The sequence below is a fragment of the Mesorhizobium robiniae genome (assembly GCF_040545535.1).
Taxonomy (GTDB): Bacteria; Pseudomonadota; Alphaproteobacteria; order Rhizobiales; family Rhizobiaceae; genus Mesorhizobium; species Mesorhizobium robiniae.
Genome location: NZ_JBEPMC010000011.1, coordinates 128,455 through 154,715, shown reverse-complemented (window position 1 = coordinate 154,715; position 26,261 = coordinate 128,455). Strand labels below are relative to the sequence as shown.

22 protein-coding genes are annotated in these 26,261 nt (G+C 62.3%); 13 read left to right on the top strand and 9 right to left on the bottom strand.

Translation table 11 applies throughout. The features are described 5' to 3' along the window. Positions 1-64 precede the first annotated feature (64 nt). Positions 65-517, bottom strand: coding sequence for a nucleoside deaminase (locus tag ABID19_RS26655; protein ID WP_354493895.1), 453 nt, complete (start codon positions 515-517; stop codon positions 65-67). Positions 518-594: 77 nt separating this feature from the next. On the opposite strand from ABID19_RS26655, the gene ABID19_RS26650 reads away from it, so the two are divergent. From ABID19_RS26650 to ABID19_RS26630, 5 genes are all read left to right on the top strand, one after another. Beyond that, positions 595-2,772 (top strand): pseudouridine synthase, encoded by a 2,178-nt coding sequence (locus ABID19_RS26650; RefSeq protein ID WP_354493894.1) that lies wholly within the window; start codon positions 595-597, stop codon positions 2,770-2,772. Further along, entirely contained in the window at positions 2,753-3,307 is a 555-nt protein-coding gene (gene rsmD, locus ABID19_RS26645; protein ID WP_354493893.1) for a 16S rRNA (guanine(966)-N(2))-methyltransferase RsmD, read from the top strand. Before ABID19_RS26650 ends, rsmD begins: the two co-directional genes overlap by 20 nt. Before the next feature lie 112 nt (positions 3,308-3,419). Continuing rightward, entirely contained in the window at positions 3,420-4,784 is a 1,365-nt protein-coding gene (locus ABID19_RS26640) for a M16 family metallopeptidase (protein WP_354493892.1), read from the top strand. 265 nt (positions 4,785-5,049) lie between these two features. Beyond that, positions 5,050-6,300: a M16 family metallopeptidase gene (locus ABID19_RS26635; protein WP_354493891.1), complete on the top strand. Its 1,251-nt coding sequence runs from the start codon at positions 5,050-5,052 to the stop codon at positions 6,298-6,300. After that, complete coding sequence (locus tag ABID19_RS26630; RefSeq protein ID WP_354493890.1) at positions 6,297-7,184, top strand: patatin-like phospholipase family protein; 888 nt, start codon at positions 6,297-6,299, stop codon at positions 7,182-7,184. The genes ABID19_RS26635 and ABID19_RS26630 overlap by 4 nt, the downstream gene beginning before the upstream one ends. 79 nt (positions 7,185-7,263) lie before the next feature. On the opposite strand, the gene ABID19_RS26625 is transcribed toward ABID19_RS26630, so the two are convergent. Next, positions 7,264-8,133: an ADYC domain-containing protein gene (locus tag ABID19_RS26625; protein ID WP_354493889.1), complete on the bottom strand. Its 870-nt coding sequence runs from the start codon at positions 8,131-8,133 to the stop codon at positions 7,264-7,266. A 97-nt stretch (positions 8,134-8,230) separates the two neighbouring features. Next, positions 8,231-8,785 carry a hypothetical protein gene (locus ABID19_RS26620; RefSeq protein ID WP_354493888.1) on the bottom strand — a complete coding sequence of 185 codons (555 nt, stop codon included), beginning with the start codon at positions 8,783-8,785 and terminating at the stop codon, positions 8,231-8,233. A gap of 195 nt (positions 8,786-8,980) precedes the next feature. On the opposite strand from ABID19_RS26620, the gene ABID19_RS26615 reads away from it, so the two are divergent. Further along, positions 8,981-9,685, top strand: coding sequence for a cation diffusion facilitator family transporter (locus ABID19_RS26615; RefSeq protein ID WP_354493887.1), 705 nt, complete (start codon positions 8,981-8,983; stop codon positions 9,683-9,685). 49 nt (positions 9,686-9,734) lie between these two features. Here the strand turns inward: ABID19_RS26615 and ABID19_RS26610 are convergent, their stop codons facing one another. Both ABID19_RS26610 and ABID19_RS26605 read right to left on the bottom strand, forming a co-directional pair. Then, on the bottom strand, positions 9,735-10,448 hold the full coding sequence (locus ABID19_RS26610; RefSeq protein ID WP_354493886.1) for a response regulator transcription factor: 714 nt from the start codon (positions 10,446-10,448) through the stop codon (positions 9,735-9,737). Further along, positions 10,445-13,108: a hybrid sensor histidine kinase/response regulator gene (locus tag ABID19_RS26605; protein WP_354493885.1), complete on the bottom strand. Its 2,664-nt coding sequence runs from the start codon at positions 13,106-13,108 to the stop codon at positions 10,445-10,447. Before ABID19_RS26605 ends, ABID19_RS26610 begins: the two co-directional genes overlap by 4 nt. Positions 13,109-13,383: 275 nt before the next feature. Here ABID19_RS26605 and ABID19_RS26600 point away from each other — a divergent pair, with 275 nt between their 5' ends. Then, positions 13,384-14,085, top strand: coding sequence for a response regulator transcription factor (locus ABID19_RS26600; RefSeq protein WP_354493884.1), 702 nt, complete (start codon positions 13,384-13,386; stop codon positions 14,083-14,085). An 11-nt stretch (positions 14,086-14,096) separates the two neighbouring features. Here ABID19_RS26600 and ABID19_RS26595 read toward each other — a convergent pair whose 3' ends face one another. Beyond that, entirely contained in the window at positions 14,097-15,248 is a 1,152-nt protein-coding gene (locus ABID19_RS26595; RefSeq protein ID WP_354493883.1) for a helix-turn-helix transcriptional regulator, read from the bottom strand. A 389-nt stretch (positions 15,249-15,637) separates the two neighbouring features. Here ABID19_RS26595 and ABID19_RS26590 point away from each other — a divergent pair, with 389 nt between their 5' ends. Beyond that, a complete protein-coding gene (locus tag ABID19_RS26590; RefSeq protein WP_354493882.1) occupies positions 15,638-15,964 on the top strand; it encodes a hypothetical protein in 327 nt (108 codons plus the stop codon). Between the two features lie 114 nt (positions 15,965-16,078). Then, positions 16,079-16,501, top strand: coding sequence for a cytochrome c family protein (locus tag ABID19_RS26585; RefSeq protein ID WP_354493881.1), 423 nt, complete (start codon positions 16,079-16,081; stop codon positions 16,499-16,501). A gap of 60 nt (positions 16,502-16,561) precedes the next feature. On the opposite strand, the gene ABID19_RS26580 is transcribed toward ABID19_RS26585, so the two are convergent. The 3 genes from ABID19_RS26580 to ABID19_RS26570 all read right to left on the bottom strand — a co-directional run bounded on the left by ABID19_RS26580 (position 16,562) and on the right by ABID19_RS26570 (position 21,401). Then, on the bottom strand, positions 16,562-17,098 hold the full coding sequence (locus ABID19_RS26580) for a dihydrofolate reductase family protein (RefSeq protein ID WP_354493880.1): 537 nt from the start codon (positions 17,096-17,098) through the stop codon (positions 16,562-16,564). A gap of 456 nt (positions 17,099-17,554) precedes the next feature. Further along, the gene (locus tag ABID19_RS26575; protein WP_354493879.1) at positions 17,555-20,212 is read right to left on the bottom strand and encodes a hypothetical protein; all 2,658 of its coding nucleotides are present in this window, start codon (positions 20,210-20,212) and stop codon (positions 17,555-17,557) included. 1 nt (position 20,213) lies between these two features. Next, the gene (locus ABID19_RS26570) at positions 20,214-21,401 is read right to left on the bottom strand and encodes an SIR2 family protein (protein WP_354493878.1); all 1,188 of its coding nucleotides are present in this window, start codon (positions 21,399-21,401) and stop codon (positions 20,214-20,216) included. 323 nt (positions 21,402-21,724) lie between these two features. Between ABID19_RS26570 and ABID19_RS26565 the strand changes: the two genes are divergently transcribed. The 4 genes from ABID19_RS26565 to ABID19_RS26550 all read left to right on the top strand — a co-directional run bounded on the left by ABID19_RS26565 (position 21,725) and on the right by ABID19_RS26550 (position 26,251). Next, positions 21,725-22,780 (top strand): LacI family DNA-binding transcriptional regulator, encoded by a 1,056-nt coding sequence (locus tag ABID19_RS26565; RefSeq protein ID WP_354493877.1) that lies wholly within the window; start codon positions 21,725-21,727, stop codon positions 22,778-22,780. A gap of 59 nt (positions 22,781-22,839) precedes the next feature. Then, positions 22,840-24,096 carry an ABC transporter substrate-binding protein gene (locus ABID19_RS26560; protein WP_354493876.1) on the top strand — a complete coding sequence of 419 codons (1,257 nt, stop codon included), beginning with the start codon at positions 22,840-22,842 and terminating at the stop codon, positions 24,094-24,096. A 371-nt stretch (positions 24,097-24,467) separates the two neighbouring features. Then, entirely contained in the window at positions 24,468-25,394 is a 927-nt protein-coding gene (locus ABID19_RS26555) for a carbohydrate ABC transporter permease (RefSeq protein ID WP_354493875.1), read from the top strand. Beyond that, the gene (locus ABID19_RS26550) at positions 25,394-26,251 is read left to right on the top strand and encodes a carbohydrate ABC transporter permease (RefSeq protein ID WP_354493874.1); all 858 of its coding nucleotides are present in this window, start codon (positions 25,394-25,396) and stop codon (positions 26,249-26,251) included. The genes ABID19_RS26555 and ABID19_RS26550 overlap by 1 nt, the downstream gene beginning before the upstream one ends. The last annotated feature ends 10 nt before the right edge of the window (positions 26,252-26,261 follow it).

Genomic DNA, 26,261 nt, shown 5'->3' with positions numbered 1-26,261 from the left:
GCCGAACGTCTTTGTTTGGCGTCCGACAAAATGCGTTAAAAGAAAGCGCTCCAGGGAGAGCTGGCTACGGTTCGCGTCGCTCCCTGAAGAAATCCTTCAGAAGCAGCGCCGCGTCGGTTTCGGCCATGCCTGGATAGATGTCTGGAACATGGTGGCAGGTCTGTGAGGCGAAGAAGCGCACGCCGTTGACGACAGCCCCGCCTTTCTCGTCGGCGGCGCCGAAATAGAGCCGGCGCAGCCTGGCGAAGGAAATAGCACCGGCGCACATGGCGCAGGGCTCCAGCGTCACATAGAGATCGTAACCGGTGAGCCGCTCGCTCGACAGCTTGCTGCAGGCTTCGCGGATCACCAGCATTTCGGCATGGGCCGTGGGATCGGCGAGCTCGCGGGTGCGGTTGCCGGCACTGGCAACGACCGTATCACCGCTGGCGATGACCGCGCCGACCGGCACTTCGCCACGCAAGGCGGCGGTTTCGGCCTCTTTCAACGCCAGCGTCATGAAGTCCGGCCGCTTCAAGCGGTTTCCATTCCTATTATCTCCTCGCTACTCAAGCGTGATCCTGTTATTTACCCGCCCAAACGAGCAAAGGCCACATGGACGACAAAAACAAGAAATTCCCGGGCCAAAAAGGCCCGCGCAAGAGCGGCCCGAAACCGTCGGGCCCGCGTGGTCGTGATGCCGCTGCTGGCAAAGGCGGTAAGCCGTCTTTCGGCGCGAAAAAACCCTATGCGCCACGCGGCGAACGCCCGATGGCGGCTGACGGCGAGCGGCCGAAGCGCGATTTCAAAAGCGGCGATAGGCCGTTCAGCAAGGGACCGCGCCCTGAAGGCAAGCCCTATGAAAAGCGCGAGGGGCCGCGCAAACCCTATGCGCCACGCGGCGACCGCCCGATTGCGGCTGACGGCGAGCGGCCGAAGCGCGACTTCAAAAGCGGCGACAGGCCGTTCAGCAAGGGACCTCGCCCTGAAGGCAAGCCCTATGAAAAACGTGAAGGACCGCGCAAACCCTATGCGCCACGCGGCGAACGCCCGATGGCGGCTGACGGCGAGCGGCCGAAGCGTGATTTCAAAAGCGGCGACAGGCCGTTCAGCAAAGCGCCGCGTGCGGAAGGCAAGCCTTACGAGAAGCGCGAAGGGCCGCGCAAGCCCTATGCGCCACGCAGTGACCGGCCAGCGGCTGCCGAAGGCGAGCGCGGCGAGAGGCGCTTCGACCGTCCCAAGTTCGACCGTCCCAAGGGAGACTTCAGTGATCGCCCCAAGCGCGACTTCGGCGACCGGCCCAAGCCCGATTTTGGCGGTGAGCGACCTCAGGGAGCATCGGGCGGTGGCTTCAAGCCGCGCCCGCGTCCGGCCGAAGCGGCGGAAGAGGCTGGCGAGCGCATTGCCAAGCGGCTGGCCCGCGCCGGCCTTGCCTCGCGCCGCGACGCCGAGGAGCTGATCGCGGCCGGCCGCGTCAAGGTCAATGGAAGAGTGCTGTCCTCGCCGGCCTTCAATGTGATGCCCGGCGACATCATCCATCTCGACGGCATGGAGATCCCGCCGATCGAGCGCACCCGGCTGTTCCTGTTCCATAAGCCGGCTGGCGTGGTCACCACCAACCGTGATCCTGAGGGCCGCAAAACCGTCTTCGACGTGCTGCCGGCCGACCTGCCGCGGCTGATGACCATCGGCCGGCTCGACATCAACACCGAAGGCCTGCTGCTGCTCACCAACGATGGCGGCCTGTCGCGCGTGCTCGAACTGCCGGCCACCGGCTGGCTAAGGCGCTACCGCGTGCGCGTCCATGGCAAGGTCGAGGAAAGTGCGCTCGCCGGCTTGCGCGAAGGCATCGCCGTCGATGGCGTCTTCTACGGCGCCATCGAGGCGACGCTCGATCGCGAGCAAGGCACCAATGCCTGGCTGACGCTCGGCCTGCGCGAAGGCAAGAACCGCGAAGTCAGGAACATACTGGGCTCGCTTGGGCTCGACGTGACGCGGCTGATCCGCATTTCCTACGGGCCGTTCCAACTCGACGACCTGCCCGAGGGCCATGTGCTGGAGATCAAGGGCCGCGTGCTGCGGGACCAGCTCGGCGAACGTCTTGTCGAAGAATCCGGCGCCAATTTCGACGCCGAGATCACCAAGCCGTTCTCCAATAAGCCGGTGCGGCGTGAAGCGGTGCGGGAAGCGGAACCGGAGCGGCCGAAATTCACCCGCGACGGCGAACGCCGTCCGATCGGCGAAGGCGGATTGATCAAGAACCGCAAGCGCCGCGAAGGCAGCCGCGACGAGGCGCTGGGCAAGCTGTCGACAAGTCCAGGCAGAAGCTTTGGGCCGGAAAAGAGCTTTGGTGAGCGTGGCCCCAAGTCTGAACGTAGCGGGCCCGAACGCGGCGGCTTCGGCGATCGCGGCCCCAAATCTGAACGTAGCGGGCCTGGTGGATTCGGCGGCAAATCGGGCGGTGGGAAAAAGTCCGAACGCGAGCAGCGCCCGATCGAGCCGCCGGGCCAGCGCAAGGCCAACGTCTGGATGGCGCCGGGCGCGCGGCCGATCGGCAAGGGCAGGGCGGACGCCGATGCCGCCAAGGCAGCCGAAGCCAAGGCGCGCAAGGCCTCGTTCAAGCCGTCTTACGGCAAGCCCGCCAGTGGAAAACCGGGAGCGGGAAAACCCGGCGGCGCAAAGCCGTTCGGCAAGCCGCGCGGCGAGCGCCCAAATTCCGGCAAGAGTGATGGCGACCGGCCGCGCAGCGGCCCTGGGGGATCAAGGGGAAGCAATGCGGATCGTCGGCGGTGAGTTTCGCGGGCGTCCGCTGGTGGCGCCCCGCTCAAGCGCCATCCGCCCGACCACCGACCGGACCCGCGAGGCTGTCTTCAATGTGCTGGCGCATCGCTTTCCCATTCGGCTGGACGGCGCGCGCGTGCTCGACCTGTTCGCTGGCACCGGTGCGCTCGGCCTCGAAGCGCTGTCACGCGGTGCTTCTTACGGCGTCTTCATCGAAGAATCGGCGGAAGGGCGTGGCCTGATCCGCACCAATGTCGAGGCCTTTGGCCTCACCGGGCGTACCAAGATATTCCGCCGCGACGCCACGGCTTTGGGCGAGGCCGGCACGATGGCCGCGTTCGGCCTGGTGTTCGCAGATCCGCCCTATGGCAAGGGCCTGGGCGAGCTTGCCTTGCGCTCGGCCAAGGCCGGCGGCTGGCTCGTCCCCGGCGCGCTCTGCGTCGTCGAGGAGGCGGCGGCGGCGCCCTTCGAGGCAGGGCCGGGCTTTTCGGTTGTAGACGAGCGCAGCTATGGCGAGACCGTCATCCGCTTCATCGAAGCCGCCTGAAACTCGGTCGCCTGAGTTCGGCCTCCTTTGCGCGCGAAAATGACGAACAAATCACTTTGCCTGTGTCGCCGTCCCCGCCTATCGTCCCACCCCATGACAACCGGAGCCATTGATGACATCTCAGGCTGAATGGCTGCGCGGAACGGTCTTGGCGCTGGCTCTCGTGATGACCGGCCCGGTTCTGGCCGACACCAGGCCGGACGACGGCAAGGTGACGAACTTCTTGCTCGACAACGGCATGGAGGTTGTCGTCATCCCCGATCACCGCGCGCCGATCGTCACTCATATGGTGTGGTACAAGATCGGCAGCGCGGATGAGCCGCCGGGCAAGTCCGGCATCGCCCATTTCTTCGAGCATCTGATGTTCAAGGCAACGACCAATCATCCCGCCGGCGCGTTCGACCGCGCCGTCTCCGCCATTGGCGGCTCCAACAACGCTTTCACCTCCTACGACTACACCGCCTTTTACGAGACGGTGGTGCCGCAGGCGCTCGAGCAGATGATGGATTTCGAAGCCGATCGCATGCGCAACCTCATCCTCAACGACGATGTCATCGCCACCGAGCGCGACGTCATCCTCGAGGAACGCCGCTCGCGCATCGACAGCAATCCGCAGGCAGTGCTCGGCGAAGAGATCGATGCCACCCTCTGGCAGAACCAGCCCTATCGCATTCCGGTGATCGGCTGGATGCAGGAGATGGAGAAGCTGAACCGCACCGACGCCAAAGCCTTCTACGACAAATATTACACGCCCAACAACGCCGTGCTTGTGGTGGCTGGCGATGTCGAGCCGGAAGTGGTCAAGGCGCTGGCCGAAAAGACCTATGGCAAGATCGCGCGCGGTCCAGACCTGCCGCCGCGCATCCGTCCGGTCGAACCGGAGCAGAACACCAGGCGCACGGTGACGCTCACTGACGCGCGTGTCAGTGTGCCGAACTTTTCGACTCAATGGGTGGTTCCCTCCTATCACACTGCAAAGCCGGGTGAAGCGGAGGCGCTGGACCTGCTGGCGGAGATCCTCGGCGGCGGTAGCCGCAGCCGGCTCCACCAGCAGCTTGTCGTCAAGCAAGGCATCGCCGCCGAGGCCGGCGCCTTCTTTCAGGGCACCATGCTCGATGCCACCAACTTCACCGTCTATGGCGCGCCGCGCGGCGACGCCAAGCTGGCCGATGTCCAGGCGGCGGTCGAGGTCGAGGTCGCCCGCATCGCCAAGGACGGCGTCACGTCGGACGAGCTGGAGAAGGCCAAGGATCGTTTCGTCCGCTCGATGATCTTCGCCCGCGACAAGCAGGATTCGATGGCCAACATCTACGGCGCGACGCTCGCCACCGGCGGCAGCGTCAGGGATGTCGAGGAATGGCCGAGCCGCATCCGCAAGGTCACCGCCGACGAAGTCAAGGCGGTTGCCGCGCGCTATCTCAATCTCAACCATTCGACATCAGGCTATCTCTTGCCGCAGACACAGGCAGGGAATTGATTTGATGATGAAACAGCACAGCGGCGACTTCCCTTCTCCCCTTGTGGGAGAAGGTGGCCGAGCGAAGCTCGGTCGGATGAGGGGTGTTCCAGCTTGGCACCGACCGGGCTCCGTCCAACACCCCTCAACCGTCTTGGCGCTGCGCGCCAATCCACCTTCTCCCACAAGGGGAGAAGGGAAGGCCCGGCGCGCCGTCGCACCTGTACTCACCCTGCTCCTCTCCCTCGTCTTCCTGATCCTGCCGTCACTCACGGCTCGCGCGGCCATGAGCATCCAGGAGGTGACGTCCCCAAAGGGCATCACCGCCTGGCTGGTGGAAGACTATTCCGTGCCGCTCGTCGCCATCCGCTTCGTCTTCGACGGCGGCACGACGCAGGATCCGGCTGGGAAGGAGGGGCTCGCCAATCTGATGAGCGGGCTGTTCGACGAGGGCGCCGGCGATCTCGACAGCGAGGCTTTTCAGATCAAGCTGGACGACGTCGGCGCCGAGATGAGCTTCGAAGCGGCGCGCGACGGCACCTACGGCTCGATGCGCATGCTGGCCGAGCAGCGGGACGCGGCGTTCGAGCTGTTGCGGCTGGCGGTCACGAAGCCGCGCTTCGACCAGGCGCCAATCGACCGCATCCGCGCCCAGGTGCTGTCAGGCATCATCGCCAACGAGCTTGACCCCGACACGGTCGCCCAGCGCAAATGGCTGGAAGCACTGTACGGCACCCATCCCTATGCGCGACCCGACCAGGGCACCAAGCAAAGCATCGCCACGATCGCACCGGCCGATCTCATCGCCTTTCACAAGGCGAACTTCGCCCGCGACGGGCTGCATGTGGCGGTCGTCGGCGCCATCGATGCCGAAACGTTGAAGAACAAGCTCGACATGGTTTTCGGCGGCCTGCCGGAACACCAGGCGCTCAGCGTGGTCGCCGATATCGAGCCGAAGCTCAACCAGCAACTTGAGGTCAATTACGACCAACCGCAGACCTCGTTGCGGCTGGCCTATCCCGGCGTCAAGCGCAGTGCGCCGGACTTCTTCGCCGCGGCTCTGATGAACGAGATCCTCGGCGGCAGCACCTTCACCTCGCGGCTGTTCGACGAGGTGCGCGAAAAGCGCGGCCTGACCTATGGCGTCAGTTCCGACCTTGTCGACTACCAGCATGCCAACGCGTTGACCATCACCACGGCGACCCGCTCGGACCGGGCGACGGAGACGCTTGCCGTCGTGCGCGAAGTGGTGAAGCGCATGGCTGAGGAGGGGCCGACCGAAGCGGAACTGGCGGCGACCAAGCAATACATGATCGGTGCCTACGCCATCAACAATCTGAACTCTTCGGGCGCCATCGCCGCGACGCTGCTCGAACTGCAGCTCGACAAGCTCGGGATCGACTACATGCAGCGGCGCGCCGCCCTCATCGACGGAGTGACGCTGGATCAGGTCAAGGCGGCTGCGAAAAAGCTGCTCTCCGCCGAGCCGGCCATCATGGTCGTCGGGCCGAAACCCGGCGAGGCCAAAAAGGAATGAGCCCGAGCTTCGGCATTGCCTTTGGCGGCGGCGGCGCGCGCGGGCTGGCGCATATCCATGTCATCGAGACGCTCGACGAGCTGGGCATACGACCGGTCGCCATATCAGGCTCGTCGATCGGCGCCATCATGGGCGCCTGCATGGCCTCGGGCATGACCGGCAAGGACATGCACGCCTATACGCGCTCGATCCTCAGCCGCCGCGCCGAGGTGGCGACGCGCATGTGGCGGGCACGGCCCGGCACCTTCGCCGAGGTGTTGCAAGGCGGACTGCGGGTCAGCCAGTTCAATGTCGAGCGCATCCTCAAGGCATTCCTGCCCGACGCCATTCCCGAAACCTTCGCCGAACTGTCCATACCGCTGAAGGTGACGGCGACGGATTTCTTCGGCCATAGCCTGGCCGTGCTCGACGAGGGCGACCTGCACTCGGCGCTGGCCGCCTCGGCGGCTATTCCCGCGGTCTTCCGCCCGGTGATGCGCGACGGCACGCTGCTGATCGACGGCGGCATCTACAACCCGGTGCCGTTTGACCTGATCGAGCTCGACGCCGACATCATCATCGCCGTCGACGTCGTCGGCGCGCCGACCGAAGGCGGGCGCAAATACCCGACCTCCGTCGACCTGATGTTCGGCGCAACGCAATTGATGATGCAGTCGATCATCGCCAGCAAGCTGATGCAGAGCCGGCCCGACATTCTGGTCCGCCCGGCAGTATCGAAATACCGCGTGCTCGATTTCATGAAGATCGACGCCTTGATGGCCGAAACGGCTGATATCAAGGACGAGCTGAAGCGGGAAATCGAAAAGGCGGTGGAGGCGCGGGCCAAGGCTGACACAGGCAAGCGCACCAAGCAGGTGGAGGCGGGGGTAGCGCGGAAAGTCTGACGCTTGCTGGCCTCAATGGAACGGGCGCAAGCGAGTAGCATCTGGACATCCGCGGTCCGACAAACTCTCCGCGGCATGACTATTCCGCCGCGGAGTGAACCGTTTGCGGGTCGATCGAACGGTTGAGGATCAGCGCCGCGGCATCGCTTTCGCACGCCGCTGTCTGTGGCTGTTGCCGCACATCAGGGCAGGCCGCCGCCAGTCCCTCCATCGTCAGCACGTCTGGTATTCGCGTGCGGCTGACGCAAAGCGCGCCGTTGGCACCCCACGCCGCCTCGAACGACATATCAGGCGCGGCCTCGTCCTGTTGAATGCCCTTGCGATCATAGATGACGATCGGCGTCCCGTTGCGGGTATGGCCGACGCCATCGCCGCAATAATCGGCGCGGATCATGCGGGTGCATGCCTGATGATGATCCCACAGCGACGTGCCGTCCGGCGATTTTTCCCAAGGCCGATATCCAAAGCGCACGCATTTCGCCTGGGCGCCGCCGGTGCAGGTAATGCTGAACGCCGTGTCGGACGGCAAATGGCGGCCGTCCTGTGTCCAAGTGCCGGCAAGTGGAAAACCCATGCGCCGGCCCTCTATGTCCGGCTCGCAGATGTTGCGCCATGCGCCGCTAGCCGCGTCGCGGGTCGACATGGTGTAGAGCATGACCCCGCCATCCGGATTCCTCGGATCGATCTCGACCGCGTCGATGCGCAGCGGCATCCGGTCCTGTCCGTCACCACCAATCGTCAGAACGGCGCCGACGAGATCCTCTTGAGCGACAATGCGACCATCTTCCATCGTCACCACGAACCTTGTGCCGACAACGGAGATCGAGCCGATCGCTTGCCCGGTGCCGGCATTGGCAAAAGGCACCGCGGCCATGCTGGAAATGGCTACGGCGACCGCGAGCAATGCGTGGCGGCTGATATGGACGAGGCGGTTTTTGTGGGCTGACATCGTTGGGCTCCTGACGGCAGGTCTTGGGAATGAAAGCTCAGCCAATGAGAACGGACGGCACAACGCCATCCGTTCTCTTGATCACGGACGCGGGATATCAACGCCTCGGCGAAGGGGTTGGCCGGTCATGGTTGGTCCCGGCGCCGCTGCCGGTGCCGTGCTGGCCAGACGGAAGGCCGCTGCTTTTCTTACCAGCGGTCGATGCCCGGACATTGCCCTTCTGGACAGCCGGCAGATTGCCGAAATTAGGATCGATCACCGAGCCGCTGCCGTGCTGGACAGCCGGTAGACTGCGAATATTTGGGTCAATGATGGAGCGGACATTCGGGTCTACGATAGACTTGCTGGCCGGAGCGAGACTCTTCGCCAGAACGATGCCGTCAGCATGCACGCCGTTGAGCGTAAGGACGCCGAGGCCGTTCGCGAAAATCGCGTTGCTGGTCACCGCATTGCTGGTCAGCGAATTACTGGTTACCGCATTGTACGTCAGGCCGTTCAGCGATTTGCCGTTTGCGCCGATCGAACCCGAAGCGCTGGCCGGTGCGACGAGGCAGGCCATCGCCACGGTTGCGGCCATGTAAATTGTGAAGCGATTCATAGTAGTTTCCTTTTTTCGTTTTTCAGCGGAGCCATCCCATCGGGTTCGCTCCATGCGGCGGCTTTTCGCTCTCGACTGTTTCGGACGAATGCCGAAATCCGTCCGAATTGTTTCATTTGTTGCGATCCCTCGGGCACTGCGCCTGGTGCACCGGCGCACGACACAAAGGAAACCTTAGGCCGGCAAATCGGCAAATCCGCGCAACACTCCTGCGCCATTGGGGACGCCAGAACGAGGAGATTTCTGGCGATGCAAGCTTCGCGAAAAACCAATGGCCGACCGACCGGCGAGGCGACGGCGGCCCGGACTGCACGTCTGGCGGTGCTGGCGGGCGCCCCGGGCCTGCTGCTGACCGCATACGCAGCGGCGACATCCACGTCGCTGACCATCCGTGCCGATCTCGCCCTGACGCTGATGGACATGCTGGTGCTGGTCTCAGTCATGGTTGTGGCTGGCGGCAGCAAGAAACTGGGCCTGAACAAGCGGCGAGCAGCCCTGGCCGAGACGCTAGTCAATGGGCTGGCCGCCGTCGGCATGTGCTTTTCCATGGCAGTCGTCGCCGGCATCGCCATCCAGCGGATCACCGTCGGCGGCGTCGAACCCCACGGTCCCGGCATTGTTCTCGCCATGAGCCTGAACGGGGCCTACGCGGCGATCAATTTCTGGATTCTGCGCCGGTGGAAGGCCCGCAACAATGCTGCCGCTTCAGCGCTGGCCCGCGCGCAAATCTGCCTGTTCTCGGACAAGCTTTCGTCGAACCTGCTTATCACCGCATCGCTCGCAACAGCCTTGATTTGGGAAGGCACGATCATCGCCCGCTTCGTCGATCCGGTCGCCGGGCTGCTGATCGCAACGATGACAGCGCGCTGGACCGTGCCGGTCGTGCGGGACACCGTGCGAAGCCTGCGACGGGAATTTCGCAAGCGTGCAGGTCTGTCGCATAAGGCGCAATGACCGGTAGCCCGCTGGACCGCAGCTCCTTCTTTCTTGGCAACGCCTTGTTCTAGCGGCGCCGGCCTTCGTCGTGAGCAGGCTCATAGACATAGCCTTCGCCGCGAACCGTCACCAGGACCGCCGGCGCGTCAGGTTCGGTCTCGAACTTATTGCGCAGTCGGGTGATACGGATGTCGATGCTTCGGTCGCCCGGCTCGAGGTCGCGGTTGTGGGCCAGCCTGCATAGCTGGTCGCGCGACAATATCTGCCGGGGGTGGCGCGCGAACACGCATAGCAGGTCGAATTCCATCGACGTCAACTGCACGTCGGCGCCGTCCGGGTCGACCATCGTGCGGCCGGCCATATCGAGGACGCAGCCGCCAAAAGGGATGCGGTTTTCCGGCGTCTGCTCTTCCTCACCAAGGCGCCGGATGACACTCCTGACACGCGCCAGAAGTTCGCGCGGCTCGAACGGCTTGGCCATATAGTCGTCGGCCCCAGCGGCAAGACCTTCGAGCCGATGCGGCAGGTCTCCGACAGCGGTCAGCATCAGGATGCCGGCGCGGCTGCGTTTGGCGATTTCGCGGGCGAGGTCGTAGCCGCTTTCGCCGACGAGATTGACGTCGAGAATGACCAGGTCGGGGCCAAAGCGATCGAGTTCGGTATGCATGCCGGCTCCGTCCGAAACAGCTCGGACATCGAAGCCGTGCGCGAGCAGGTAATCCGACAGCATCTCGCGCAAGGGCGCTTCGTCGTCGACGATGAGCAATTTCTGTTTTGTCACGCTTGGGCCTCTTCCATTGCGCCGGTCTCCATCGCCCTCAGGCGCTCCATCACCAGCCTGCGAAAGGTTTGCGGATCGAGCGGTTTCTCGATCACCGGCGCGCCCGTTTCGCCGATGAAGCGGTCGATCTCGGGCGCCAGCGTGTCGCCGGTCACGAACAGCAGCCGGCGGGTGAGTCCGGGGCGCAGTTGCTCCAGCGCGCGGTAAAGGCCGGGGCCGTCGAGGCCGGGCATGCGTATGTCGCTGATCAACAGGTCGATCCCATCCTCACGCACAGCCTTGAGGGCGGCATTCGCGTCGTCGGCGATGGTGACATCGTGGCCGTCGCGGCGGAGCATTTCTGCTATCATCGAGGCAATGTCGGCATCGTCATCGACCACCAGAATTCGTGCGGCCGATGGGGGAGGCGGCATCTTGCCTGCAGCTTCGGGCGGAGCAACGATTTCGGCTCTGCCGCTCGGAAGCCGGACCGTGAAGCGTGCGCCGCCGCCCTGCGTCGAATCCAGCTCTATGCTGCCGTCGTGAGCCGTCACGATGCCCTGGCAGACGGACAGTCCGACCCCGGTGCCTTCACCGGCCATCTTGGTCGTGTAGAAAGGCTCAAAAGCACGCGCGCGCACCGTTTCCGGCATGCCTGGACCATTGTCGGCGACAACAATTTCAACGGCATCGTCTTCCCCTGACGTGACGATGGTCAGCCGCCGCGGGTGCGGGACCTGCAGCAGAGCTTGCTGCGCATTGACCACAAGGTTGGTGATCACCTGATGAAGCTGGTCCCTGTCGCCCCAGATGTTGGGAAGCGGTTCCGCCAGCTCGGTGCGGATCTCGACGCCTGCCGAGCGCAGGCTGTAGGCGGCAAGCTCGAGCGAAGCGGCGACGACTTCATTGATGTCGACAGCGCCTCTGGTCGGCGGCTTCTTGCGGGCCATCGCCAGAAAGGTGCGGACGATCCGCGAGCATCGCTCGGCCGCCGCGTGGATCTTGTCGGCGCGCCCCACAGTTACCTTATCCGTCGAGAATTCCTTCAGCATCGAACTGTAGCCGATGACGACCGAAAGCGGGTTGTTGAGCTCATGCGCCACGCCGGCCAGCAGCGAACCGAGGGCGGAGAGTTTTTCCGACTGGTACAGCGTCTCGCGCTGGCGGGCGATCTCCGCCTCGGCTTCGCGCTGGCGGGTGATGTCGGTGACGGCGGCAAGCATGGCCGAACGGCCGGCCTGCGTGATCAGCCGCGCCGAAACCAGCGTATCCATTCTCGAGCCTTGCATATTGGTCATGCCAGCTTCGAATGCATCGACGATGCCATCTCTCAGCAAAAGCCGCATGAGATCGTCTCGCTGCGAGAGATCTTCCCAGGTCGCCGTCGCTTCGGCTCCGGTCTGGCCAACCTCGATGCCGAGCGTCCTGCGCGCCGGTTCGTTGACGAACAGGATTTCGGGCCCCTCGATTGCCGAGATGGTGATCGGCAGCGGCACGCCTTCAGCTATGGCGCGAAACTGCGCCTCTCTTTCGGCCAACAGTTTCTCGGCTTCAATTCTGGCTTGCTCGGCCAGGACGCGGTCGGAGATATCGCGGCCGACGGACTGCACTTCGACAAGGCGCCCGTCGCTGTCGAAAATGCCATGATCGTTCCAGGCGAGCCATCGGCGCGCGCCATCAGGCATCGCATTGAGAAGTTCCATGCTGGCATCCGGCGCTTGCGGTGTCAGGCGGGCAAGGTGGTCCAGGAACCGGCGCCGTTCGTCGGGCGGCAGTACATCGAGTTCGCACCAGGACGGGTCGAGAAGCTGTTCGCGCGTCATCCGGCACGCCCGGCAATAGGCGTCGTTGACGAAGCTCAAATGGCCCTCCGGCGACATCCGGACGACGAACTCGGTCTGCAGCTCGACCACGCTGCGATAGCGCTGCTCACTGGCCTCGAGCGCCTGACGGGCGAGCTTCTGCTCGGCAATATCGCGACCGATGGACTGTATTTCGATGAGCTTGCCGCTGTTGTCGAAGATACCGCGATCGGTCCAATGGATATGGACCTCGCGGCCATCGCTCAGAGCGCCGGCCTCTTCCACTTCACAGACAGGCCGCTCGGGGGTGACGCGACCGATGATCTCGTCGAAGCTGCCGAAATCGGCGGAAAACGAGTTGAAATAGTGCCAGTCCGGGCTCAGCAACTCTTCGCGCGTCTTGCCGACAAGACGGCAATAGGCGTCGTTGGCAAAGCTCATGCGCCCATCCGGCGCAACCCGGATGATATATTCCGTCTGTGCCTCGACAACATTGCGGTAGCGCTGCTCGCTGTCGGCCAGTTCGCGCAGCGCTCTGCGGTTTTCGGCGAAGATGCTCGAAGCCATGTCGATCCAGGGCTGCCAAAGCGCCGAGGTTTTGATTGCGGTGCCTGGATTGTCGGTGGTTTCGCCGGCGGCGCCGGAGCGCACATGGTCGACAAGCGAGATCGCCGGACCGACGATCTCTCTCAGAAGCACTCGATGCAAAGCGAACACCGAGACAAGCAACCCGACCAGAATGAGCGCATAGGGTAGAAGCGACTGTTGCAGGGCGTAGGACTGGTAGAGGCCGATGCCGGCGACAAGCACGAGGAGCGGCAAAACGCAGGCCGCCATCAACGATGCGTAATGGCTGGACAGCTTCGAGGAGGTCGGCACGGCGAGGTCTCCACAGACGGATGCGCCGTCACGACGGTTGCTGTTCCCGTGCGGGCCAGTGGACTGAACGGCCCGCGGCCTGTCAAGCCGGCCTGCCGCCCGACGTCTTTCGACACTAGCCGCGGGATGTTTCACGATGATGCCGTGAGCCGGGTTTCCCGGCTTGGATTGTTTCAATTGTGTCGAGCCCGCCCGGAAGCGGAACAGACGGGCCGATTGACCCGGGGTTGATGCGCCCTGTAGGTTTGCCGCGTCGCTCGCCGCGGGGGAAACGCATGGCCGACATTATTGTCGTGGACGACGAGACCGACGTGGCATTCATGATCGCCGACTATCTGCAGGCGAAAGGCTATCGCATACGCACGGCGTCCGGCGGCGCCGAACTGCGCGAGGCGATCGCGGCGGCGAAGACGGATCTTGTCGTTCTCGACCTCAACATGCCGGGCGAGAACGGTTTTAGCCTGGCCCGCTGGCTGCGCGAGCATCACGACACCGGCATCCTGATGCTGACGGGCGCCGATTCGGTCTTCGACAAGGTGGCGGGCCTCGAGGTCGGCGCCGACGACTATCTGGCAAAGCCCTTTGCGCCGGTCGAGCTGGAAGCGCGGATCGCCGCGGTTTTGCGCAGGCGCAGGCCGAAAGGGCCGAATGACGCCGACGCTTTGCCAGCCGGGCATTTCGCCTTCGGAACCTATGCGTTCGACGCCCGCGCGAGGAACCTCATCGATGCCGACGGCGTGGCCATTCCGCTGACGCCGATGGAGCTCGATCTGGTGGCGGCCTTCGCTACCAGGGCCGGCCAGGTCATCGGCCGCGACGAATTGCTCGATCTGGCGCCGCCCAGGGGCGACGAGCCCTTCGACCGCAGCATCGACAGCCGCATCACCCGGCTGCGCCGCCGGCTCGAAAAGGATCCGGCCAAGCCGGATCTGATCAAGACGATCCGCGGCGTTGGATACCTGTATCCAAAGCGGTGAACGAGTGCGGTTCAGGGAACGGGCTGCCCCGCGGGCGGAACGATCTGCATGACAAGGCGCATCAGATCGGCCTGGCGGGAGACGCCGGTCTTCTGGAAGATATTGTCGAGATGCGTCTTCGTCGTCGTGCTGGCAATGTGAAGGCTGGCGGCGGTCTCGGCCAGCGTGTGCCCGGCGAGAAGGCTGGCGAGCACGCGGGTCTCGGCCAGCGTAAGCCCGAAGGCTGTCGCCAGCATATCGGCGGCGTCGCGCTCGTCCAGTGCATTGCCGATGAACACCGCGGCTACCGCCGCGGGTTCCATACCGGCGCGCGGATCGCCGCCGGCCATCGGCAGCACGCGGGCGAAGACGGGCGGCAGGCCGGGTTCGGTGAGAAGGACGGCAAGCCCTCTCTTGCCGATGCTTGCCGCATCCTGAGCCGCAAGCATGATGGCGCTGTGAAGCTCCTTGGAAGCCGACGGGATATTCGCTTGCACAATGCCGTGGACATCCTGGATCGGGGCGCCGCTCTGCAGCATGCGCTTGGCCGAATGGTTGGCGTGCAGGAGGACGCCACGCTCGTCGGTGAGGACCACGGCGCATGTGAGCGCATCGAGCGCCTCGGCTATCCGTGCGCGCTCGATCGTGCCGATATCGAGCATGTTGCTGATTATCAAGGAACGACGGACATGCGGCAGCAACAATCCGCCAAGCTTGATTTCGTGCTCGGTGATAACGCCTTGCCGCTCATGCCGGGTAACGGCGAAGCCGGCAAATCGTGTCGGGGTGTGGATCAGGAAGAACGACATGATGTCGACTACACCCTGCGGCTTCAGGCACTCCTGAAAGTATCGGGAGGTCTCCAGATCGGTTTGAGGGACATGGCGTGAGACCACATGCGGCATATCGAGGGAAGGCCACGTCGAGAGATCCTCGAGCAGCCGGGCGTGGATCTCGGGGATGTGTTTCGCCTGTTGCTCCAGCCAGTATGGCTCTATCCCAACAGTCCTGTAGATCAGCAGCCGGTCGTTGGTAAGATCGTCAAGGTGCAGCACCGCAGTCTGCGCGTTGAGCGCATCCCTGATCCCGGCAAGCGCGTCCTCCCATCGCTCCGGGTCGAGTGCGCAATCGTAAATCGAGCCGATCAGCTTCGACAGCTCATGGTTCGACAATGCCTTGGCCATCGACGGCCCCCCGCATGTCGACAGCGCTCCGACGCGGAAAGCCGCGCGCTCTCACAGGTGCTCTCGCCTCTCAAAACTTTAGCGATCGCTTAAATTACGATTATCTCCCCCAAACAGGGGATGCGCAAGCAACCGGGCGGTGAAATACTCGCGCCAAGAAGAAAAGGTCGCACTTGACTTCGACGACCAGTGGGGCTCAGCGCCGTTCCCGGCTCGTGGGCCGTCGCCACTGCCAAGCAGCCGGGGGGACTAATCAAGAATTTCCTGTGTGCGCCGATTATCTCGGCGCGCCACCGTCTATTGCTGAAAAACCTTGAGCTGGGCTCGACCCGGCCAATTCGGGATGGAGCAGCATTATGTACAAGTACATTGCTTTTGCAGCATTTTGCATGACGGCCATACCAGCGCATGGCGGCGAGCTTGGAGCCATGAAGGCCGAAAGCATCGATCTCGCCGGCTTCCTTGGTGTCGTCTATTACACGCCGCAGGAGGATGGCTATCGGGTGGTCACCACAATCGCGCAGGGCGAGGCGGGCTTGCCCGTGCGTTTCGTGGCGACACTGACCGAAAACCAGACGGTCGCACTCTCGGTGCCGGGCAAGCTGGGAGAGTCGGACCAGATCCTCGAGATATCGCGTGTCGGCGGCAAGCTCGTCGTCAGCCCACAACCGATAGACGGGATCGTGGTTTCTTCTCCGAAGGCCGCCGTCGACTGATGACCCCCGCCGAGTGATCCAAAGTCGCGTGATCCCAAGGTCGAGTGATCCAAGGTTTCAGCTGCACGCGCGTTGCGGCGGTGCTGGATGAGGCTGCAACGTGGGCGACAGAGGATGTCCCTGTGGCTTGTCCTCGCGTCGGTCGTCGTCTTCACCGTCGGTGCCGGCTTCGGTGTCTCTTCGCAAGCTGACCTGGCCACGGGCAAATTGGCCACGGGCAAGTTCTACGAAATTGTCGGCGGCAAGGTCGATGCGCGAACCTATAATGGCTTCCGTCGCTACCATGGCAGCTGCAATCACTGCCATGGCCCCGACGGCATGGGCTCGACCTTCGCCTCGGCGCTTGTCGACCGGCTGCCCGGTATCGAGGTCTTCCGCAGCAACGTTCGCGACGGCGTGCGCAGCGGTCCTTCGGTCATGAAGGGCTTCGCCGACGATCCCAACGTCGCCCCTTACATCGACGACATCTACGCCTACCTGCAAGCCCGCGCCGACGGTGCGCTTGGCCGAGGACGGCCGCAAAGGCTTGAACCGTGAGGGGTACTTACCCGTGTGCGATAGCCTGCTTGTGGGGGAGATTGGCTGTCATCGGCGCCATCACGCCTTCCCCGGCGCATACTCAAGCGCCACCACGCCGTTGCTGAAGGGCGTGGTCGAAATCAGCGCGAGCGGCACTTTCTCGCCGGGCGGGAACAGCGGCTTCCCCTGGCCGACGGCACCGGGGTAGCTGAGCAGCCTGATGCGGTCGACCAATCCGTGGCTCAGCAACTGCTGGGCGATGCTCAGACTGCCATGCACATAGATGTTGCCGCCGCTGCCCTGCTTCAGTTCTCTGACCGCGTCCGGCAGTGCGCCCGTCAGCAGCTCGGCCGGTTTCCAGTCGAGCGTCTTAAGGCTCATCGACGCGACATATTTCGGCAGCGCGTTGAACCGCTCGGCGAAGTCTCCGGTTTCCTCGGGCCACGAGCCGGCAAATATATCATAGGTCGTGCGCCCCAAAAGCATGGCGCCGCTGTCGGCAAGTTCGTCCTCCTTGAACCTTTGCATTTCATCGTTCCAGGTCACGCCGGGCAGCTTCTCGACCTCGGCGATGCCATCGACGCTGATGAATTCGGTGACGATGAGTTTTCTCATGGCGCTCTCCTGCTTCTGTCAGAGGACGGATGGGGCAGGGCCGATGCGACACGCGGCGTGAAAAAAGCGCGGCGCTTTGTTGTTTTTAGCCGATGTCAGACGCGAGCGTCGACCGGATGCCCGGCGCCAATTGATGATGCAGCCGGGCCAACAAGCTGAAACAGTGCCGGCCGACATACTGGTGCGCCCCGCAGTGTCGAAATATGCGTGCTCGATTTCACGAAGATCGACGCCCTAATGAGCGAAACGTGGCGATGAATAACGAGCTGAAGCGTGATATTTAGCTAGTGATGGAGGCGAAGGCCGGCGCTGCAGTGAGGGGCAGGGCGGGAAAGAGGGCTGGGTGAGGGGCATCATTGCAGGCAGTCCGACCGCATGCGTCATGTGAAACGGCGAACTAATTCAGAATCTGAAAAATGCCGGCCAGTCATAAAGATCGGCTAAACGTACGTACTCTTACCGACGCGACAAGGTGAGGAGCCGTTGATAGCGCACATCCTTCTCTAGTTTGGGCGCTTTCAAACCAATATGCTGTAGCGCCTTATCGAGCCCGTTGGGAACTACCGCGCCTTCTTCGCCACCTACAGTTTTGTCGAGCAACGTTAGGAATGCGTCGGCATCCGCCGCCGTCTCCACGTGGTGAATGGCGCGATCTTCGTTTTCGTGCTGAAATACGCCATACTCCCACAAAGACCAGCAGTCGAATGGAGTGAGGTAAGGCGCCACTAGGCCGACCGCCTCGGCAAATCTGGCGCCAGCGGCCGCGGGAAAATCTGCGAGGGCATCGGATACTTGACGCGAGTTAAGCGTGAGTTCCTTAGGCCATACCTCGTCAAAAAGTGAACTCACAAGAACAAAGCGGTCTGCGGGGTGTTCCGGTACTTTCTCGTCTCGCTTCATATAGTTTTTCATAGACCTGAGTGCATGGCTGCGCACTTGATCTCCCCCCATCCGAAGCATCTGTTGAATCAAATTTTTCGCTATTGTCGGAGAAATTCCATCGTGTCGGTCTACTATTGCAGACCAGATGACAAGCTCGGCGAGGTGACCTCGTATGTCACTCGACAGCTTTGCATTCATTGTAGCTTTGATCAAAGCCGGCGCAATCTGACCGAGAAACTCCCTTTGTGGCAAGCGTGCTCGCGAGACCGCCTTCCATAGCTCAATTGATTCTCCTTCAGCATCACGAAGGGGGACAAGAATGTTTCTGAATGACCAATCGGGCTGAGCCGCAAGAAAATAGCAAAGGCTCGTTGCCAATTGGTATTGGGCCTGGAGCTTGGCATCGCCAGCCGCTTCTTCGACGGCTTGGAGTACCCTTGGCCACGGCTCGATCGAGAAAGGTTTGGTATTTGGTGAAATCTGTGGACACGCATTCATGAAGGCGCGCATCAAATTTCCAACCGGCGATGCGAAAGATCGCTCGCTCAGCGTGGAGTCTACCTTCTGCCGTTCATTGACTGCAGCTACAGCGACCGGCCACAGAGCAAGCCATGCTGACAGAAACTCGCTGGAGTTCTTTAGAAGCCGATCCCAACTCGACATCCACGATGTAAGCCCCTCGATCGCTTTCTCTACAGTCCTTTCCGGCAAAGCCGCGATAGCGACGCAAGTTCTAATCGCCGTCGGTATTTTTGACTTGTCTTCCTCGCTCGCGTTGTCGATCGTTGCATTCAGATCGGTGGGGCGGAAATAATACCCCAAAGATTGCCAGATCTTTGCGACAAGAGTGGACGGTGCTTCACTCTCTCCCAACAGCTCAAGTGTCAGTTCAGGATTGTGGCCGATAAAATCCGACACCTCACGGCTCCGATCATTCCACCCATCGTCGTTTAGATTTTTTTCTAGCTCCTCAAGTAGTTTGGCGCGCGGCACATCGTGGAATCTTTCTCCGCTTGGGCGTTCGCTGGCCACGAGCGTTACGCCGAGGTTAAAGCCGTCGGTTACCGATTTGACTGCGGGAGGATGGGCAAGGTTTGCGGTCGCACTATTGAGCAAAGTTTGCGTCCTCTCCGAGAGGATTGCCCCCGCCACTTGGATTCGCTGCAACTCCGTTACAGCTCGGCGCTTCGCATATATCGTCGCCTCGGCTCGTTCTATTCGTTTTGGCAAAAATCGTAGCGGCTCGCCCTTCAACAAGCGACGCTCAAGAGCGACTCTAGTGGTTGCGGAAAGAGAGTTCCAGCGTAACGCGCGAACTTCAGCAAACTCGGGATACGAACTTGCAGACCAGAATTCGCGATCATCGAGCCTTTGAAGAAATCCCTCAACCTCACTCGACATTACGAGCTCATCATTCCTAGCCGCCGCCGCCCAGAGCCTTTTGTAGAGTTTCCAGCGACCGATGTCCCAAGAGGCGATGACGCGTTGCGCTGCGGCGCGATCAGTGGTCGCGAGTTGCTCGACGACAGCGAAGAGCAGCTTGGCCGACGGCGCAAAGCCGTCATGATATCTATCCGGTTCACCGCCACCATCGGGGTATTGTTCCGGTGGCACGAAGTAGACCCGATTGACCTGCCAATTGGTGCTATCCTGCCGTTCGGAAACATGTCCAATTCGCGCGGCGAGGTTTAGACCGCTGAGCAATGCTGAGTTCAGCGCATTCGCAAGCTCGAAGAGAAAGTCTCGATCCTTGATGTTTTCAAGGTTGAGATCGTCAGGCGTTAGCCGCTCGCCACTGGAAACTGATAACCACAGTAGGTCATCTACTGTTTTTGGACGCTTAGCCCTAACCTCATTGTAGATAGACTCTAGCTTTCCTCGGCTTTCAATTTTCAACCACGGCTTGACCGCCATCACGACAAGCCGGATTGTCTCAGCTTGGGAGGCGCCTGACCTCAAATCACGCTTCATGAGCAGGCGGTCGTAACTGGTTCCCGCGTCTGGTCGGTCCCAAAACTCGAATACCCACCGCCAAGCTTGACGATACGGTTCTGCCACTTGGGTCGAGTGGTAATCGAACAATTGCCTGAACGTTGCACGTTCCGCCAAATGTTGATCGGTGAATTCGAGTGCCCATTCCAAAACCCCGCGATCCATCAATCGGTCTTTCGCGAAAACCCATGTCGTTTGAGCAATCTTTGAATCGGCATCCGACAGTCTAGGCCTGCTCACGTCATTTCCCTTTCGCCATATCGCGGATAACTTGGTTTAAGAAGGCGAGCCATTTCGGGGACGATCCCTTCCTAGCAAGTATGCCGGCCAGCTCTGCTTGCTCGCTAGGATTAGAGCGGCGTACATAATACCGAAGAAAAGATTGGGCAGCTTTCCCATCGACACCGTCCGGATCCAATGTCGCGACGTTTGCCAGATACTTTCTAAGACGCATTCCATTTTTCTTGTCGGGAATGATTTCGGACCACCGCATCAAGACATCCTCGAGCGCTTTGTGATTGTTGGCTCTGTCGTAGGCTATTGGAGTGATGCCGCGCGATTGCCATTCGATGGGAGTGCGGTCATCCGTAGGGTCGCATCCAACGAATGCATATCGTGGCTTCAGATCCACGAAGTGACGTTCGTCGGCTGCAATGGCGTTCAGAAGGTAGCGGACAGGCGAATCATTGGCGCTGTATCCCACCAATACCAGGTGAAATATCCTCGCCGCGTCGTAGAGGAAAGAAGTCACCGCATGACGGCGCAAGTAGGCATCGCCAAAGTCCTGATCTGTGAGAATGAGCGCTGAGCCCTTCTCTTTTCCGAGTGGAAGCATCCCATGAATGTGAAGGATTCCCGCAAAGTCAGTGCTCCGGCTTGGGTTTGGAATTTGGCCCAAAGCATATGAGGTGCCGAGATAACCCGCCTTTTTCGCGGCTAGTCCGAGTAGACGATCGAAATTCGTAGTCACAAGGAGTGTTTGGCCAAACCGCTGACCCAAGCGAACTAACGCAGCATGGAGCATGTTCGGCGTTATCGTTCGATCCAGTACCTTTTGCGCAGCTCGACGCATCGTACTTTGTTTACTTGGATCGCCGTCTATCCGACGCTCCAGCATTCCGAGCACGACGTCATATTCATTCTGAGAGAAAAACTTCAGTTCGGTGCGTTGTTGATGGGTGAGCAGATCCGGGACCTTGTCCCAACTAGGGCCGCCTGGCGTGCGCAACGTGGCGAGAGGCACGGACATCGATGCGTCTACTTCAGCGTATATGTCGGCAACAAGACCACCAAAATCCGGCAAAGAGGACGGGGCAGGGTAGGATGCGCCGGCCCCAACGACAAACAGCACCTCGCCCCGATCTCGAGCGAGCAGAAGGTCTTCTGGTAACGGCGGAAGACCAGTCCCGACTACGATTTTGTTGCTCACAATTCTGGCCCCCCGATATGAAACCCGTGCTGGCGCCCACAAGCTATTAATCAAACGCGATGGACTAGGCAGTACGGTCATTGTCTATTGAAAGTGCTCTGCCCCAGGCGACCGACAAACACAACGCTCTCCCGTTCGGGCGGTATTGCGGGAGTCGTCCGCCCGTTTTCTCCATACCCACTTGTCATACCCCCATCTTCGTCCTAGTCTCCCTTTGAGAAAACCTTTTCCCAAATCACTCGCATCCGCAGACCTCAGCAATCAGCGCCCTGCAGGCCAACAAGAGAAAACCTTTTCTCAAACTAAGGAATTCGCCGCACTCCATGTCCTCCGACGCCGCGCCAGCGCCCGCCAAAACACCAGTCACCCTCCGTGAGGTAGCAGCACTCGCCGGCGTCAGCGTCGCCACAGCCTCAAAAGCGCTGAACGGGCAGGGGCGGATGACTGCCGAGACGCGCGAGCGCATTCGCGAGACGGCGCAGCGTCTCGGCTTTCGCCCGAACAGCCTGGCGCAGAGCCTGTTGCGCCGGCGCAGTTTTACCGTCGGGCTGTTGACCAACGACACCTATGGCCGCTTTTCGCTGCCGGTCATGTCGGGCATTTCGGATGCGCTGGTCGACAAGGGCGTCTCGGTGTTTCTGTGCAATGTCGAGGACGACCAGCGCCTCGGCCAGCTCCATGTCGATGCCATGCTCGACAAGCGCGTCGACGGCATCATCGCCACCGGCAAGCGCATCGACCGCCATCTGCCGGTCGACCTGTCCAATCTCGGCGTTCCCGTGATCTACGCCTTCACCCAGCCCGATCCCGACGCCATCGCGTTCGTGTCTGACGACGCTGGCGGAGCGCGCCTGGCGGTCGAGCACTTTTGGCGGCTTGGGCGGCGGCGCATCGCTCATGTCACCGGGCCGGCGAGTTTTGCGGTGGTGCACGCGCGGGCACAGGCCTATCGTGACGTGCTGACCGAGAAAGGCTTGCCGGTCATGGAACCATTGCTCGGCTCGTGGTCGGAAGCGTGGGGTCACGAGGCGGTGAAGAAGCTCTTCGACGGCAAGCTGTCGAAGAGTGGGGGCGAAAAGCCCGATGCCGTTTTTTGCGGCAACGACCAGATCGCGCGCGGCGTCATCGATGCGCTGCGCGAGCGCGGGCTTGATGTGCCTGATGATGTCGGCGTCATCGGTTTCGACAATTGGCAGATCGTGGCCGAGGCAACGCGCCCGCCGCTGACCTCCGTCGACATGAACCTGGCGGCACTCGGGCGCGAGGCCGGTCTTACCTTGCTTTCGCTCGTCGGCGGCCAACCCGCCGCGCCGGGCATCCGAAAACTGCCGTGCCGGCTGGTGGTGCGTCAGTCATGCGGCCGTCCGCCGGACGGCTGAGATCAAGATGCCGCGCGGGGAGCGCGGCCTCAGGAAAACAGAACCATGAGGAGGAGAACATGAGGACTGTCATTACCGGGCTCGCCTTTGCCGCGAGCGTTTTGGGCACGCTGGCAACAGTCGGGCCGTCCGCCGCAGCCGAGACCGCCAACATCTGGGTTCGCGCCGACGGCTCGAACTTCATGCCGCGCATCGTCGATGCCTTCAACAAGGGGCATGAGAACCAGGTCAAGCTGGACATCATCCCCAATGCCGAGATCATCCCGAAATATGGCGCTGCCGCCGCCGGCGGCACGGCACCCGATGCACTCTCGCTCGACCTGATCTACACGCCGTCCTTCGCCGCCGCCGGCCAGCTGGAAGACATCACCGACTGGGCGAAATCGCTGCCTTATTTCAACAGCCTGTCGCCGGCGCACGTCAAGACCGGCACCTACAAGGACCGCATCTACGGGCTGCCGTTCTCCGCCGATAGTTCGGTGCTGATCTGGAACAAGAAGCTGTTCAAGCAGGCCGGTCTCGACCCTGAAAAAGGCCCGACCAACTGGGCCGACATCGAAGCCTATGCCGAAAAGGTCAACGCGCTTGGCGGCGATATAAAAGGCTTCTATTTCTCCGGCAATTGCGGCGGCTGCAACATCTTCACCTTCACGCCGCTGATCTGGGCCTCGGGCGGCGACATCCTCACCGAGGACGGCTCGAAGGCGACGCTCGACAGCCCGCAGCTGCGCGGCGCCATCGATCTCTACCGCTCGATGGTCAAGAAGGATCTGGTGCCATCAGGCGCGCAGACCGATACCGGCTCCAACTTCTTTGCGGCGTTTGCCGGCGGCAATATCGGCATCTCGCCGTCCGGCGCCTTCGCCATCGGCGCGCTGAACACTCAATACCCTGACATCGACTACGGCGTCACCTTCCTGCCGGGCAAGGATGGCGGCTGGTCGTCCTTTGCCGGCGGCGACAATTTCGTCGTCACCAAGGGCACCACGAAAATCGCGGTGGTGAAGGAGTTCCTCGATTTCGCCTACTCGCTGGAAGGCCAAACCATCCTGGCGAAATACGGCAGCCTTCCGGTGCGCGGCGACATCGCCAATGAGGCGCTGAAGGACCTCGACCCGCGCTACAAGGTCGCCGCAGAAGCCATGGCCAAGGGCCGCACGCCCTATTCGGTGGTGTTCAACGACCTGATCAACTCCGCCAACGGTCCGTGGAACCAGATGGTCAACGAGGTCTTCTTCGGCGAAGACGTCGATGGCGCCATCGCCAACGCGCAGGAAACCATGCAGTCGATCATCGACTCGGCGCCGCAGCAGTAAGCGCCGGCCTTACCTCCCCCTCGAGGGGAGGTCGGACCGCAGGTCCGGGTGGGGTCATTGCGGCAGTGGCTCGACGTTCTCTTTGCGTCGGCGCGTTTCGCAGAGGACCCCACCCCCGGCCTTCGGCCGGACCCTCCCCTCGAGGGGGACGTTGGCGCTAACGGAAGAACTGGCATGACCTTAATCACTACAACCACCTCGGCGGATGAGCGCCAGCCCCACCTCCCCCTTGAGGGGAGGTCGGACCGCAGGTCCGGGTGGGGTCGTCTGCGAAGTGCTCGACGTTCTTTTTCGTCGGCGCGCTGCACGCAGGACCCCACCCCCGGCCTTCGGCCGGACCCTCCCCTCGAGGGGGAGGGGAGCGGCCAGCCATGACCTCCATCGCAGCAACCTCCGCCCCAGCCCGCCGCCGCAAACTCGTCGGCGCCGGCCGTCGGCAGTGGATCGGCCTGCTCTATGTCGCGCCGGCCGTGGCGCTGGTCGTCGTCTTTTTCATCATCCCGCTCGGCATGACCGCGTGGATGTCGCTGCACAACTGGCCGCTGATGGGCGCGCACTCCTTCATTGGTCTCGACAATTACTGGGCGATCCTGCGCGACACCAGGTTCTGGAACGCGCTCAAATTCACCGGCTATTACACGGTGATCGTCACCATCGCGATCTTCGTCGTCGCCTTTCCGCTGGCGCTGTTCATTGAACGGCCGCGGCAGATGACCGGCTTCTACCGGACATCCTTCTTCATGCCGGCCGTCATCGGTTTCGCTTCGGCCAGCCTGCTCTGGTCGTGGCTGCTCAATGTCGATTCCGGCCTGTTCAGCCCGGCCGCCTTCGAACTCGGCCTGACCGAGAAGAAGGTCAATCTGCTGGCGACGTTCCAGCCGGCCTTCTGGTCGATCATCGCCATGGTCGTCTGGAAGGTGGCAGGCTTCACCATGATCATCCTGATGACCGGCCTGCAATCCATCCCGCCGGATCTGCAGGAGGCGGCGATGATCGATGGGGCAGGGCCGCTGGCGCGGTTTCGCGCCATCACCCTGCCGTTGATGCGCCGCACGCTGGCGCTGGCGCTGATCCTGTCGGTTGCCGGCTCGGTGCTCGCCTTCGACCAGTTCTACATCATCCTGCGCGGCGGGCCGCGCAACCAGACGCTGACCGCCGTCTACTGGATTTTCAACCAGTCGTTCGTGTCGTTCAAGCTCGGCTACGGCGCCGCCCTGTCGATGGTTCTGCTGGTTATCCTGGTCGCGCTCAGCCTCATCCAGCTGCGGCTGCTGCGCCAACCGGAGGGCGTTGACTGATGGCGCAGGCACGCAGCCGCAAAACCCGCCTCGGCATGCAGATTGCCGAGCACGCGACGGGCATCATCGCCTCGCTGCTGTTCCTGGCGCCGATCGTCTGGACCGTGCTTTCGGCGTTCAAGCCGGCGCAGGAGTCGCGTAAGCCGCCGCTGCCGCCCTGGCCGACGACGGGCTTTTCGGTCGAGAACTACGCCACGCTCAACACGTTCGGCGACGGGCTCTGGCTGCCGGCGCAAAACAGCATCTATGTCTCTGTCATGACGGTGGTGCTGTCGGTGATCGTCAGCGTGCTGGCCGGCTACGGCTTCTCACGCTTCCGCTTTCCGCTGAAGAACCTGCTGTTCGTCGTCATCCTGTCGACGATCATGATCCCGTTCCAGTCGATCCTGACGCCGATCTTCCTGGTGCTGACCAAGATCGGCCTGCACAACACGCTGACCGGGCTGGTCTGCGTCTACGTCACGCTGCAGCTGCCGTTCTCGATCTTCATGATGCGTAACGCCTTCGACGCTGTGCCGCGCGAGATCGAGGAAGCCGCCCGCATGGACGGCGCCAACAATGTCACCATGCTCTTGAAAGTGATGCTGCCGCTGGTCTGGCCAGGCATCGTCACCATCGCGCTGTTCGCGTTCCTCGGCGCCTGGAACGAGTTCCTGGCGGCCCTGGTGCTGATGACGGACCAGTCCAAATTCACGCTGCCGATCATGATGACGGCGCTTCAGTCCGGCCGCTTCGGCGCCATCGACTGGGGCGCGGTGCAGGCCGGCGTCACCGTGATGATGGTGCCATGCCTGGTGCTCTTCCTGCTGCTGCAGCGCTTCTACATCCGCGGCCTCATGGCAGGGGCCGTCAAGTGACCAATCGAAC